The sequence below is a fragment of the Campylobacter sp. BCW_6461 genome (assembly GCF_001762735.1).
In the GTDB taxonomy this organism is placed as follows: domain Bacteria; phylum Campylobacterota; class Campylobacteria; order Campylobacterales; family Campylobacteraceae; genus Campylobacter_D; species Campylobacter_D jejuni.
This window is the reverse complement of sequence record NZ_MJXJ01000007.1, coordinates 80920-94071: the sequence shown is the minus strand read 5'-3', so window position 1 is coordinate 94071 and position 13152 is coordinate 80920. Positions and strand designations below refer to the sequence as shown.

Sequence of the window (13152 nt, the reverse complement as noted above, 5' to 3'; positions counted from 1 at the left end):
GAAAATTGCATGGAAAAAAAAATAACTCCTAGCGAATTGGAACTTAATGAATTTATAAAAATTATCAACGAAATGAGTGGTATTGATTTAACCGATAAAAAAAATATACTAGCTTTAAAGTTGAATAAATTTCTTGAAGGAACTAATACTAAAAATTTTTCCGAATTTTTGGGAAAATTAAAAAGCAATAGACAACTTAAACAAGAAACTTTAGATTTTGTAACCATAGGTGAAACTTATTTTTTAAGAGAATTGGCTCAATTGAAAGAAATAATTTATTATGCCAAAAGCTTAGAAAAGAGAGTAAATATCCTAAGCGCCCCTTGTTCAAGTGGAGAAGAAGTATATTCTTTGGCATTATTGGCTGCACAGAATTTTATTAAAGATATGTATATTTTAGGCGTTGATATTAATTCAAGTGTGATTGAAAAAGCAAAACTTGGAAAATATCAAGGAAGAACTTTACAGCGATTGAGCGAGAGTGAAAAAAGAAGGTTTTTTTTAGAAAGCGAAGATAAATTTTATACTATTAATAAAAATGAGCTTTGTACTTGTAAATTTGAACTTTGCAATGTTTTTGAAGAAAAATTTTCAAGATTGGGAAAATTTGATATTATAGCTTCTAGAAATATGATTATTTATTTTGATCATGAATCAAAACTAAAACTTATGGAGAGATTTCATAGAATTTTAAATGATAAAGGAAGGCTTTATGTTGGCAATGCTGATTTAATTCCAGAGACTATTTATTTTAAAAAGATTTTCTCTCCAAGAGGTGTTTACTATGAAAAAGTATAAATTCTAAAAATTACTAAAAGTTACACTTTGGAAATTTATTAGTAAAAATAAGTTACATTTTGAAGTAGTTTTCTTTATTTAATGATAAAATAATTTCAATTAATTTTATATTTAGCTAAAAATAAAGGAAAAAACTTGATTGAATTAAAAAATGTAAACAAATACTACGGAACTCATCATGTTCTAAAGAATATTAATCTTTCTGTTAAAGAAGGTGAGAAGCTTGTTATTATAGGTCCAAGTGGAAGTGGAAAAAGTACAACTATCCGTTGCATGAATGGGCTTGAAGAAGTTAGTTCAGGAGAGGTCGTAGTTAACAATCTTGTTTTAAATCATAAAAATAAAATTGAAATTTGCCGAAAATATTGTGCAATGGTTTTTCAGCATTTTAATTTATATCCACATATGACAGTTTTGCAAAATTTGACCTTAGCTCCAATGAAACTTCAAAAAAAATCTAAAAAAGAAGCTGAAGAAACAGCTTTTAAGTATTTAAAAGTTGTAGGTTTGCTGGATAAAGCAAATGTTTATCCAGCAACCCTTTCAGGTGGACAACAACAACGCGTTGCTATAGCAAGATCACTTTGTACTAAAAAACCCTATATTTTATTTGATGAACCTACTTCAGCCCTTGATCCAGAAACCATACAAGAGGTTTTAGATGTAATGAAAGAAATTTCACATCAAAGCAATACTACCATGGTGGTTGTTACACACGAAATGGGTTTTGCAAAAGAAGTAGCAGATAGGATTATTTTTATGGAAGATGGTGCTATTGTGGAAGAAAATATTCCTAGCGAATTTTTCTCAAATCCAAAAACTGAAAGAGCGCGACTCTTTTTAGGGAAAATTCTTAAAAATTAACCAAAATTGAAAGGAGAAAAAATGGTTTTTAGAAAATCTTTGTTAAAGTTGGCAGTTTTTGCTCTAGGTGCTTGTGTTGCATTTAGTAATGCTAATGCAGCAGAAGGTAAACTTGAGTCTATTAAATCTAAAGGACAATTAATAGTTGGTGTTAAAAATGATGTTCCATATTATGCTTTACTTGATCAAGCAACAGGTGAAATTAAAGGTTTCGAAATAGATGTTGCCAAATTGCTAGCTAAAAGTATATTAGGTGATGATAAAAAAATAAAACTAGTTGCAGTTAATGCTAAAACAAGAGGCCCTTTGCTTGATAATGGTAGTGTAGATGCAGTGATAGCAACTTTTACTATTACTCCAGAGAGAAAAAGAATTTATAATTTCTCAGAGCCTTATTATCAAGATGCTATAGGGCTTTTGGTTTTAAAAGAAAAAAATTATAAATCTCTAGCTGATATGAAAGGTGCAAATATTGGAGTAGCTCAAGCTGCAACTACAAAAAAAGCTATAGGTGAAGCTGCTAAAAAAATTGGCATTGATGTTAAATTTAGTGAATTTCCTGATTATCCAAGTATAAAAGCTGCGTTAGATGCTAAAAGAGTTGATGCGTTTTCTGTAGACAAATCAATATTGTTAGGTTATGTGGATGATAAAAGTGAAATTTTGCCAGATAGTTTTGAACCACAAAGTTATGGTATTGTAACCAAAAAAGATGATCCAGCTTTTGCAAAATATGTTGATGATTTTGTAAAAGAACATAAAAATGAAATTGATGCTTTAGCGAAAAAATGGGGTTTATAATATGAATGAAAGTGTAGGTTTTGTTGAACATTTAAGACAAATTCTTACTTCTTGGGGTTTATATGATGAAAATAGTATAAGCCCTTTTGCGGTATGGAAATTTTTAGATGCTTTGGATAATAAAGATGCTTTTATTAATGGTTTTATTTATACTTTAGAAGTAAGCATTCTTGCTTTGCTTATAGCTACAATTTTTGGAACTATAGGCGGAGTTATGGCTACAAGTAGATTTAAAATTATCAGAGCCTACACTAGAATTTACGTAGAGCTTTTTCAAAATGTTCCTTTGGTAATACAAATTTTCTTTTTGTTTTATGCCTTGCCTGTTTTAGGTATAAGACTTGATATATTTACTATTGGTGTATTGGGTGTTGGAGCTTATCACGGAGCTTATGTAAGCGAGGTGGTTAGAAGTGGAATTTTAGCTGTGCCAAGAGGTCAGTTTGAAGCTTCTGCTTCTCAAGGGTTTACTTATATTCAACAAATGCGTTATATTATAGTACCTCAAACCATTAGAATTATTTTACCACCGATGACAAATCAAATGGTAAATTTAATCAAAAATACCTCTGTATTGCTTATTGTAGGTGGAGCTGAGTTAATGCATTCTGCTGATAGCTATGCAGCTGATTATGGAAATTATGCGCCAGCTTATATATTTGCAGCGGTTTTATATTTTATAATTTGTTATCCTTTGGCTTATTTTGCAAAGGCTTATGAAAATAAACTAAAAAAAGCACATTTAACGAGATAAAGGGTTGTTAATGGAAAATGTTTTTAATGCGCAAAATATTGAATTTTTAATGCAAGGTTTATTTCTGACATTAAAAATAGCCTTAGCAACTTGTATTATTTCGATTGTTTTTGGAACTTTTTTAGCTATAACTAAAAATTATGGGGATAGATTAAGTAAATTTTTAGCAGCTTGCTATATAGATATTTTTAGAAATACTCCTTTATTATTATGGATGCTTGCAGCTTGTTTTGTTCTACCTGTATTTTTTGGACAATTTCCTCAAGCTTTTTGGGGTACTATAGGATTTTCACTTTATACGAGTTCGGTTATGGCTGAAATTATTAGAGGTGGATTAAATTCTATACCAAAAGGTCAGTTTGAAGCAGCTTATTCTCAAGGTTTTGGTAAATTTTTTACTCTTTTTTATATTATTTTACCACAAACTTTTAGAAAAATAATACCTGCTTTATTATCTCAAATTGTAACCACTGTAAAGGATACAGCTTATTTAGCGGGTTTAGGTATAGCTGAACTTACTTATAATTCAAAAACTATATTGGCAAAACTAACAAGTTTTGAAGAAATTTTAGCGATGATAGGTGTTGTTGCGGGAATTTATTTTATAATATGTTTTTCACTTTCTATGTTGGTAAGATATTATGCCAAAAAGACAGCTTACATTTCTTAAAAAAGCTTATATTTTTATATAAGCTTTTTAAATTTACAGCAGTTTTTAACATTTTTTTTATTAAAATCTTTTGTATTAATTCATAATTTTATTGATTAAGGTTTTTTATGCGAGGTTATAAAATTTTTTCAGGCTCAGCTAATGTCGAATTTGCAAGACAAGTTTCTAAATATCTCTCCCTGCCTTTAAGTGATGCTGGAGTAAAGCGGTTTAGTGATGGAGAGATTAGCGTTCAAATTGATGAGAGTGTACGCGGAAAGGATGTTTTTATTATTCAAAGTACTTGCGCTCCTACAAACGATAATTTAATGGAACTTTTAATTCTTACAGATGCTTTGCGTCGCTCAAGTGCAAATTCAATTACGGCTATTATCCCATATTTTGGCTATGCGAGACAAGATAGAAAAGCAAATCCTAGAGTGCCAATTACTGCTAAACTTGTGGCTAATTTGATTCAAGCAGCTGGGATTGATCGCGTAGCTACGATAGATTTGCATGCAGGACAAATTCAGGGTTTTTTTGATATTCCAGTAGATAATCTTTATGGAAGTATAGTTTTTAATGATTATATTAAAGCCAAACATTTTAAAAATGCTATTATAGGAAGTCCAGATATAGGGGGTGTTGCAAGAGCTAGGAGTGTTGCAAAGCATTTAGGACTTGATATAGTTATAGTTGATAAGCGTCGTGAAAAAGCCAATGAAAGTGAAGTAATGAATATTATTGGAGATGTAAAAGATAAAGAAGTTATCTTAGTGGATGATATTATTGATACTGCTGGCACTATAGTTAAAGCCGCGGAAGCTTTAAAAGAAAAAGGTGCAAAATCTGTTATGGCTTGCTGTACTCATGCAGTTTTAAGTGGAAAAGCCTATGAGAGAATAGCAAGTGGAGTTTTAGATGAGCTTGTGGTAACAGATACTATACCTTTAAAAGAGCAATTACCAAATATTAAAGTATTAAGCGTTACACCTGTTTTTGCTGAAGTAATACGTCGTGTTTATCATAACGAAAGTGTAAATTCTCTCTTTATTTAGATTAAAAAAGCTTAAAGATTATTTTTAAGCTTTTCATTTTTATGCTACTTAAAGAAACAAAAAACATATATTTTTTTAAAAATGTGAAAAAACTAAACATCTTTCTATACAATTTAATCTATAAATCTGCTATTCTTTGAAAATATTTTATTTTCTTAGGAGAAATATGACTCAGTTAAGTACTAAAATTTTATGGTTGTTTGTTGCAACTTTAGGCGCTATTTGTTTTGGTTATTTAGCTTTACAAAATGGCGAAAGTGTATCAGCGATTTATTTGGTGGTTGCTGCTGTATGTATTTATATGATAGGATATAGATTTTATGGGCGTTTTGTAGCTTATAAGGTTTTAGAACTTGATAAAAATCGTGCAACACCAGCACTTGTAGAAAATGATGGGCGTGATTTTGTGCCTACAAATAAAGCTGTATTATTTGGACATCATTTTGCTGCTATTGCAGGAGCAGGTCCATTAGTAGGACCTATCTTGGCTGCTCAAATGGGATATTTGCCTTCCATGCTTTGGATTTTAGTAGGAGGAGTTTTAGCGGGTGCTGTGCATGATTTTGTTGTTCTTTTTATATCTACTCGTAGAAAAGGTAGAAGTCTTGGCGAGATGATTAAGGATGAGATGGGTAAATTTACAGGTGGAGTTGCTATGGTGGCGATTTTTGGCATTATGCTTATTATTATTGCCATTTTAGCTATGGTGGTTGTAAAAGCTTTAGCAGAATCTCCATGGGGTTTATTTACTATCGCAATGACTATTCCTATAGCAATATTTATGGGCATTTATATGCGTTTTATCCGTCCAGGTAGAGTAGGGGAGGCTTCTATAATAGGTTTTGTGCTTTTAATTTTGGCTATTCATTATGGTAGCGTTATAGCTGCTGATCCTTATTGGGCTAAAATATTTACTTTAGAAGCTCCAATTTTGGCAATTGTTATGATGGCTTATGGTTTTATTGCTTCTGTTTTACCTGTGTGGTTTTTACTTGCTCCAAGAGATTATCTTTCAACTTTTTTGAAAATCGGTGTTATTGTGGTAATGGCTGTAGCTATTGTTTTGGTTGCTCCTGATTTACAAATGCCAAAAGCAAATACTCAGTATTTTGATGGAACAGGTCCAGTATTTGCAGGTGGAGTGTTTCCATTTTTATTTATTACCATTGCTTGTGGTGCGATCAGTGGTTTTCATGCTTTGATTTCTAGTGGAACTACTCCTAAAATGCTTGAAAACGAAACTCATGCTTTGGCTGTTGGATATGGCTCTATGCTTGCTGAGAGTGCTGTGGCGATTATGGCTTTAATTTGTGCTTGTATTTTACATCCAGGTCTTTATTTTGCTATAAATTCAAGCTCTGCTTTGATAGGAACAGATGTTGTAAATGTAGCACAAACTATTTCAAGTTGGGGATTTAGTATTACTCCTGAAGAAATTACTACTTTAACCACAAATATAGGAGAGCATACTATACTTTCAAGAACAGGGGGAGCCCCGACTTTTGCTATAGGTGTAGCTTTGATCTTACATGAACTTTTTGGCGGCGTGGATTTGATGGCTTTTTGGTATCATTTTGCTATATTGTTTGAAGCTTTATTTATTTTAACAGCGGTGGATGCTGGGACAAGGGCTTGTCGTTTTATGGTGCAAGATATATTGGGTAATGTTTATAAACCTTTAGGAGATATTCATAATTATCCAGCTGGACTTTTGGCTACGGCTTTAAGTGTTGCAGGTTGGGGATATTTTCTTTATCAAGGTGCCATTGATCCTAAGGGAGGAATTTATACGCTTTGGCCTCTTTTTGGCGTGAGTAATCAAATGCTTGCGGGTATGGCTTTACTTCTTGCTACAACTATACTTGTAAAAATGGGCAAGGCAAGATATACTTGGGTTACTTTAGTACCTGCGGTATTTGTCTTAGTGGCAACTCTGTATGGAGGAATTCAAAAAATTATGCCTTATGAAGAAGGCAATAAAGTAGCAAATGCGGTAAGTCATGTAGCCGCCGTTAGCATACAAAGTCAAAAAATTAAAGATTTAGAATTTAAATTAAATAATACTAAAGATGAAAAAGAAATTTCTGTAATTAAAAAAGAAATTTCAATAGCCACTCAAAGTAAAGTTGGAAATTTGCTTAATGCAATTCTTTGTGTGTTCTTTATGATAGCTACCTTGCTTGTTATAATTTCTTGTATAGGAATTTGTTTAGGTAAAATTAAAATTCCTCTTAAAGAAACTAAGTATATTAAGATTGATGAATTTCAAAAAATTTAAATATTATTATGAAAAAGCTGAAAGGTTTTTTCATCCCTTGGTGGGACTTTCTAGTTATGATAAGTATTTAGAACACATGAAACAAAAACATCCAGGAAAAATTCCAAAAACCAGAGGGGAATTTTTCAAAGAATGTCTAGATAAAAAATACAATAGTGGCGGTTTAAATAAATGCTGATAAGCTTAAAGGATAAAGTTTTATCATACAAAATAAGCTTTAAGCATTTAAAAAGCCATGAATTCTTTTAAGTTCTTCACTAATAGGCTTTTTCTTTCCATCTCTTGTAACACTTACATAAGTTACTAAAGCCGAAGTTACATTAATGCAAGAAGTACAACCTTGAGAATCCACTCTTTGAGCTGTGACTTCTACTTCAACGCTGATTGAAGTGTTGCCCACATTTACAACTTTAGAGTAACAAGAAATTATATCGCCTATAAAAACAGGTTCTTTAAAAACTACTTTATCCATAGAGATGGTTACAACGCGTTCAGGAGAAAGTTCTCTTGCTGCGATAGCTCCTGCTAAATCGATTTGTGAAAGTATCCATCCGCCAAAAATATTTCCCGCTGGATTTGTGTCACTTGGCATAGCTACAATTTTTAATTTTGGTTCTCCCATATCTCTCATTTTTACTCCTTATTTTAAAAAATGAATTATAATTAAAAAAGTTAAAAAGGAGAATAAAAGTATGAATAATTTTAAAGAAATAGCTAAATTGGTTAGAAAATACAAAGAAAGAAATAATGCGTTATATGAGTTTTTAGACAAAGAAGATGTGGGCGAGTATTTTAGATCTTTGATTTCTTTAAGCGAATTAAAACAAGATAAAACAACTATGCTAGCCATACTTAGGCGTTTGGTTGATTTAAAGGAAGAAAATTTAGCTCAAGAGTGGAAAAAAAACAACTTTAAGGAAGATAAGATTATAGAGCTAAAACATAAGTTCTATGAAGAGGTTAGAAAGTTTTATGAAAAAGAACATCAAAATTTAATTAATGAAATAAAAGAGAAAAAACTTTTAAATAATTTTTATCAGTCTTTAATACAAGGAGTGCATAATATAGGTTTAATTATGAATATTTTTGAAATTTCTTGGACTAAAGAAATTATAGAAAAAAATAATAAAATTTTATCTACTCAATTTCCAAATTTAGATGATGCAATGGAATTTTTACGTAAAAATCATTTATATCAAAAAACTCCAGAAGGAGAAATTTGTGAGCGAAGCTATGGTGTTTTAGTTAGAATAGGAAATTTATGGAAATTTGTTCCTTATGCGAGATTTTTCGAGAATGAAATTTTAAAATTAGAATTTGCTTTTGAAAATATGATTGATCAGCTTAAAATATTTGCTAGCAGCGAAGAGGAAAAAGCTTATATAGAATATTTTGAAAAATTAAAATTAGCGTTTTGTGAAAAAGATGAAGATAGGGTTATAAAAGCTTGGCAAGAAGCTGAATTTGCTTGGATGAAAGTAAAATCACCTTTACAAGTGGGACATCCTTTAGAATATTATGAAGATAATTATACTCATGCGGTGGCATTAGAATGGGATATAAGAATAGAAGATGAAAATGATTTTGATGTTTTGAAATTTGGTAATGAAATTAAGGAAAGTTTTGAACATGTTTATAAAAATATAGGACTTGAAGATTGTGAATTAGAAAAAGAAGTTTTATCTAATATAGAAAAAACTCAACTTTATATTTGCACTCCGATGATATTTTATGGTGCTGAACTTAAAGGTTTATTCTCAGCTCAAGTCGTTCCAAATGATGAGTTTGTAAGTTCTAAGGCGGGCAAAAAAATATTTGCCTTTATAAATTTTGTATATGAAAATGCTAAAACAAAGCCTTTTATGAAAATTTCTAGCGAGGTTTTTGATAAAGAATTTTTGGATTTTGGAAGAAATATTTTATTTTATCAGGAAAAAATTTGGAAAAGGGTTTATGAAGTATCAACTATAGGCCATGAATTTGGTCATATATTTTTTATTGCTAATGATACCGAAAAAACAATGAATCAGAGTGGTTTTTTTAAAAATATAGAAGAATATAAAGCTACTACAGGTGGACTTATAAATTTCTTTTATCATGAACAAGATGACTTGATAATGCCTGTTTTTCATGAGCTTATAAAAAGAGCTATTGGACTTATTTCTTGGCAAAGGGTTGATGAAGTTAAACCTTATTATACGGAAGGACTTATTCATCTTAGCTTGCTTTTTGAAAGCGAAGTATTGATTTTTGAAAATAATAATTTGAAGATAAATTTTGATTTAAGGTATTATGAAAAATTTAAAGAGCTAACTTTAAAAAATTATCATGAATTGGCAAAACACTATGCTTTAAGACTTGATGCAAAAGAGTTTTTAAGTAGATTTTGTGAAATTGAAGATAATATTTTTCTTCCTATTATGCCTAAGTGTAAAGAATTTGTTAAATTTTATTATGATTTATACGAGAAAATTGGTAATGAAATTGATAATAGTGGAGAATTTGAAAGATATAAGAAAAAATAATAAAGTTTTTTGAAAAAAACTTAAAAAAAGCTGTTTTTTACTTGATATTGTTTTTTAAATATGCTAAAATTAGGCGTTTCAATTAAAACAAAGGAGCTTTTATGACTAAAGCAGATTTTATTTCATTAGTTGCTCAAACAGCTGGGCTAACAAAAAAAGACGCTACTACTGCTACTGATGCAGTTATTTCTACTATTACTGATGTTTTAGCTAAAGGTGATAGCATCAGTTTTATTGGTTTTGGTACTTTTTCAACTCAAGAAAGAGCTGCTAGAGAAGCTAGAGTACCAAGCACAGGAAAAACAATCAAAGTTCCTGCTACAAGAGTTGCAAAATTTAAGGTAGGTAAAAACCTTAAAGAAGCTGTTGCAAAAGCAAGCGGCAAAAAGAAAAAATAAAACTTCGGCTAGATAAATTCTAGCCTTCTTTCTTAATTAATCCAGATATTTTATATCTTTTATTTACTTTATTTTTTTAAACTTTTATAAAACTATCATTATTAAATAAAAAAGGATATTAAAATTATGAAAGTATATGAAAAAGTAAGTGAGCTTATAGGAAATACTCCTATTATACATTTGAAAAAATTTGGTATCAATGTTTTTGCTAAATGTGAATTTTTAAATCCTAGTCATTCTATAAAAGATAGAGCAGCTTTTGAAATGATTAAAGATGCTTTAGATAGTAAAAAAATTAATCAAGATACTACAATAGTTGAAGCAACTAGTGGAAATACTGGAATTTCTTTGGCTATGATTTGTGCAGATTTGGGACTTAAATTTATTGCTGTAATGCCCGAATCTATGAGTTTAGAAAGAAGAAAAATGATAACACTCTTTGGCGCTAGGTTAGAATTAACTCCTGCAAATTTAGGAATGAAAGGAGCGGTTGATAAAGCAAATGAAATATTATTAAATACTCCAAATTCTTTTATGGTTTCTCAATTTGAAAATATTTCAAATAAAAATGCGCATCGTAAGAATACGGCTTTAGAAATTTTAAGAGATTTGGATAATGAACTTGATATTTTTGTAGCTGGTTTTGGAACTGGCGGTACTATTAGTGGAGTTGGGGAAATACTAAAAGAAAAATTAGAAAAAGTGCATATTGTTGGAGTCGAGCCTCTAAATTCTCCATTGCTTAGCAAAGGTGAAGCGGGAAGCCATAAAATACAAGGAATAGGGGCGAATTTTATACCTGCTATTTTAAATAAAGAAGTTATAGATGAAGTGATCACAGTAAGTAATGAAGATGCTATAAATACAGCCAAAGAACTTGCCAAAAGTGGTTTAATGGTAGGTATATCAAGTGGAGCAAATGTATTTGCCGCAAGTATGCTAGCAAAGAAATTTCCAGATAAAAGAATTTTAACTATGCTAAACGATACGGCTGAAAGATACCTCTCAACTGATCTTTTTGCTTAAGTATAATTATTGAGAATTTAGAAAAATTCTAAGTTCTCTTAAAATTTCTTGTGGATTTAAATCGCTAATTTCTTTATAAAAATGACCTTTTTCATCAATAAGATAAAGCATATTGCTATGTGCTATAGAATAACCCATAAAAGAATCATTTAGATCTATTTTTTGATATTGAACATTATATTGTTTTGTTATTTTTTGAAGAGTTTTTTCATCTTTTGCAATTAAGGCATCTGCTTTTGGGTAAAAGTATCGTAACCATTCGTTTGTATTGCTTAAGTTATTATCTCTATTTGGATCTAAAGAAATAAAAAGAAGGTGAGCCTTAGGATTATTGATTTGCTTTAAGGCTTTGCCTACTAAACTAAGAGTTGCCGGACAAACATCAGGGCAATAAGTATATCCAAAATAGATAATAAGCTTATCTCCTTTAAAATCTTTTAGGGTGGTTTCCTCTTTTAAGTCTGATTTTAAGATAAAATCATAAGAATTTTGATGATTTTTAATAAAAAATATTACACCTAAAATAATGGCAACTATAACTATAAACAAAATAATATTTTTTTTCATTTTTTTAGCTCAAAATCAAAATAAAACCCTATGGGTTTATTATTATCCATAAATTCTACCCTGAAACGCATAGTATCTAAAACGCAAGCAGCAAGAACTATTTTACTTTCATAGTCTGTTGAATTTAATCGATGTATTTTAGGTTTAATTTCGCCCATATACATATTTAATCCATAAATTTTAATTCCTAAGTTGTTATAATTTCCTAGATTTACAATCTTTAGATTTGTAACATCTAAAGATTGTAAGGGTTTGGGATTTAGGGAAATTAAGACTTTTTTATTGTTAAAACTATATGTGCAGTCTTTAACATTAAGATCGCAAGTCAATGGGGTAGAAAAATCAGTTTTTGTTATTTTTTGAGAATCTTTTATTACATAAAAATCAAAAATAATATATAAAATAGCAATAACAAAAGCAAAAGCTAGGATAAAAATAATTTTTCTCATTAATTAAAATTCTTTAGAATCAATATTTTTTAACTCTATGGTTTTGTGATTATTAAATTTTAAATCTAAATTTACCTTCGTGTCTTTAATAATAGGTTTTTTTAGTTTTAAAAGCATTATATGGTAACCTCCAGATTTAAGCTCTGTGCTTGAATGAGCTTTTATAATAATTTCAGGAATTTTTTGCATCATCATTTTTCCATCTTTATGTATATGTGTATGCAGTTCACTGACTTCACTGATATCGCTTTTGGCACTTATTAGAGCAATATCCTTATTAGTATTATTAAAAATAGTAAGAAAAATAGCACTATTTTGCGCATGAGGTGGAGTTTGTTTTACAAAGGCATTTTTTACCTCTATATCATTAACAGCCCAAAGATTTACAGCAAAAAGAGCACCTAAGAGAAGAATTTTTTTCATATTGTATCCTTATTTTTATAATATTAAATATTTGTTCATTATATCAAAAAATATTTTTATTTGAATATAAAATTTTGAAAATTTTTCAATGTGTGTTACCTGTTTGAAAATTTTTTTGCATAGTAACATCAAAATCAAAGAAAAAACCAGTTGGAGCATTATTGTTTAAAAATTCAACCCTAAATCTAGAATCATCGGTAATGCTTCTACCTATAAAATTTATAAGAATATCACCATTAACTATATTAAATTTAGGAATGATATCGCCTATATAGGAATTTAAACTATAAATTTTAATCTTTAAATTAGAATAATGAGGAAAATTTTTAATTTTTATAGTAGTTTTATTGAAAATTTTTATAGGTTTTGGGTAGGCTGAAACTTCAATATTTTTTTTATTAAAAGAAAAAACACAATCTTGTAAATTTAAGTCACAAGTTAGAGGTTGGCATGTATTTAAGCTAAATACACTTTCTTTCTTTTTATCATATAATGCATAAAAAGCTAAAAACAAAATGCCTAAAAAAGACATTCCTATAAAAAAATTTCTTATCATTATAGA

Annotated in this window: 16 protein-coding genes; 11 read left to right on the top strand and 5 right to left on the bottom strand. The window is 29.6% G+C overall.

Annotation, left to right across the window (positions count from 1 at the left end; all coding sequences use genetic code 11):
• The first annotated feature begins 9 nt into the window (after positions 1–9).
• The 8 genes from AJ882_RS00890 to kcuS all read left to right on the top strand — a co-directional run bounded on the left by AJ882_RS00890 (position 10) and on the right by kcuS (position 7380).
• Complete coding sequence (locus AJ882_RS00890) at positions 10–798, top strand: CheR family methyltransferase (protein ID WP_002853285.1); 789 nt, start codon at positions 10–12, stop codon at positions 796–798.
• Positions 799–933: 135 nt separating this feature from the next.
• Entirely contained in the window at positions 934–1662 is a 729-nt protein-coding gene (locus tag AJ882_RS00885; protein ID WP_002853259.1) for an amino acid ABC transporter ATP-binding protein, read from the top strand.
• Positions 1663–1683: 21 nt separating this feature from the next.
• The gene (peb1A, locus tag AJ882_RS00880) at positions 1684–2463 is read left to right on the top strand and encodes a bifunctional adhesin/ABC transporter aspartate/glutamate-binding protein PEB1a (RefSeq protein ID WP_002867450.1); all 780 of its coding nucleotides are present in this window, start codon (positions 1684–1686) and stop codon (positions 2461–2463) included.
• Between the two features lies 1 nt (position 2464).
• Positions 2465–3217 carry an amino acid ABC transporter permease gene (locus AJ882_RS00875; protein ID WP_002853332.1) on the top strand — a complete coding sequence of 251 codons (753 nt, stop codon included), beginning with the start codon at positions 2465–2467 and terminating at the stop codon, positions 3215–3217.
• A 10-nt stretch (positions 3218–3227) separates the two neighbouring features.
• Positions 3228–3887, top strand: a complete 660-nt coding sequence (locus tag AJ882_RS00870) for an amino acid ABC transporter permease (RefSeq protein WP_002853290.1) — start codon at positions 3228–3230, stop codon at positions 3885–3887.
• A gap of 107 nt (positions 3888–3994) precedes the next feature.
• Positions 3995–4924, top strand: a complete 930-nt coding sequence (locus AJ882_RS00865) for a ribose-phosphate pyrophosphokinase (RefSeq protein WP_002853293.1) — start codon at positions 3995–3997, stop codon at positions 4922–4924.
• A 166-nt stretch (positions 4925–5090) separates the two neighbouring features.
• The gene (locus AJ882_RS00860; RefSeq protein ID WP_011049813.1) at positions 5091–7202 is read left to right on the top strand and encodes a carbon starvation CstA family protein; all 2112 of its coding nucleotides are present in this window, start codon (positions 5091–5093) and stop codon (positions 7200–7202) included.
• On the top strand, positions 7183–7380 hold the full coding sequence (gene kcuS / locus AJ882_RS00855; protein ID WP_002867452.1) for a KCU-star family selenoprotein: 198 nt from the start codon (positions 7183–7185) through the stop codon (positions 7378–7380). Before AJ882_RS00860 ends, kcuS begins: the two co-directional genes overlap by 20 nt.
• Positions 7381–7419: 39 nt before the next feature.
• On the opposite strand, the gene AJ882_RS00850 is transcribed toward kcuS, so the two are convergent.
• Positions 7420–7833, bottom strand: coding sequence for an acyl-CoA thioesterase (locus AJ882_RS00850; protein ID WP_002853544.1), 414 nt, complete (start codon positions 7831–7833; stop codon positions 7420–7422).
• A gap of 61 nt (positions 7834–7894) precedes the next feature.
• Here AJ882_RS00850 and ciaB point away from each other — a divergent pair, with 61 nt between their 5' ends.
• From ciaB to cysM, 3 genes are all read left to right on the top strand, one after another.
• Positions 7895–9727, top strand: coding sequence for an invasion protein CiaB (ciaB, locus tag AJ882_RS00845; protein WP_011049812.1), 1833 nt, complete (start codon positions 7895–7897; stop codon positions 9725–9727).
• 101 nt (positions 9728–9828) lie between these two features.
• A complete protein-coding gene (locus tag AJ882_RS00840) occupies positions 9829–10125 on the top strand; it encodes an HU family DNA-binding protein (protein ID WP_002859562.1) in 297 nt (98 codons plus the stop codon).
• Positions 10126–10251: 126 nt separating this feature from the next.
• The gene (gene cysM, locus AJ882_RS00835; protein WP_002870166.1) at positions 10252–11151 is read left to right on the top strand and encodes a cysteine synthase B; all 900 of its coding nucleotides are present in this window, start codon (positions 10252–10254) and stop codon (positions 11149–11151) included.
• Between the two features lie 6 nt (positions 11152–11157).
• Here cysM and AJ882_RS00830 read toward each other — a convergent pair whose 3' ends face one another.
• From AJ882_RS00830 to AJ882_RS00815, 4 genes are all read right to left on the bottom strand, one after another.
• The gene (locus tag AJ882_RS00830) at positions 11158–11718 is read right to left on the bottom strand and encodes an SCO family protein (RefSeq protein WP_002859560.1); all 561 of its coding nucleotides are present in this window, start codon (positions 11716–11718) and stop codon (positions 11158–11160) included.
• Positions 11715–12167, bottom strand: a complete 453-nt coding sequence (locus tag AJ882_RS00825; RefSeq protein ID WP_002852445.1) for a hypothetical protein — start codon at positions 12165–12167, stop codon at positions 11715–11717. The genes AJ882_RS00830 and AJ882_RS00825 overlap by 4 nt, the downstream gene beginning before the upstream one ends.
• Before the next feature lie 3 nt (positions 12168–12170).
• Complete coding sequence (locus AJ882_RS00820) at positions 12171–12590, bottom strand: copper chaperone PCu(A)C (RefSeq protein ID WP_002852580.1); 420 nt, start codon at positions 12588–12590, stop codon at positions 12171–12173.
• Positions 12591–12675: 85 nt separating this feature from the next.
• Positions 12676–13146 carry a hypothetical protein gene (locus AJ882_RS00815; RefSeq protein ID WP_002867455.1) on the bottom strand — a complete coding sequence of 157 codons (471 nt, stop codon included), beginning with the start codon at positions 13144–13146 and terminating at the stop codon, positions 12676–12678.
• Positions 13147–13152: the final 6 nt, after the last annotated feature.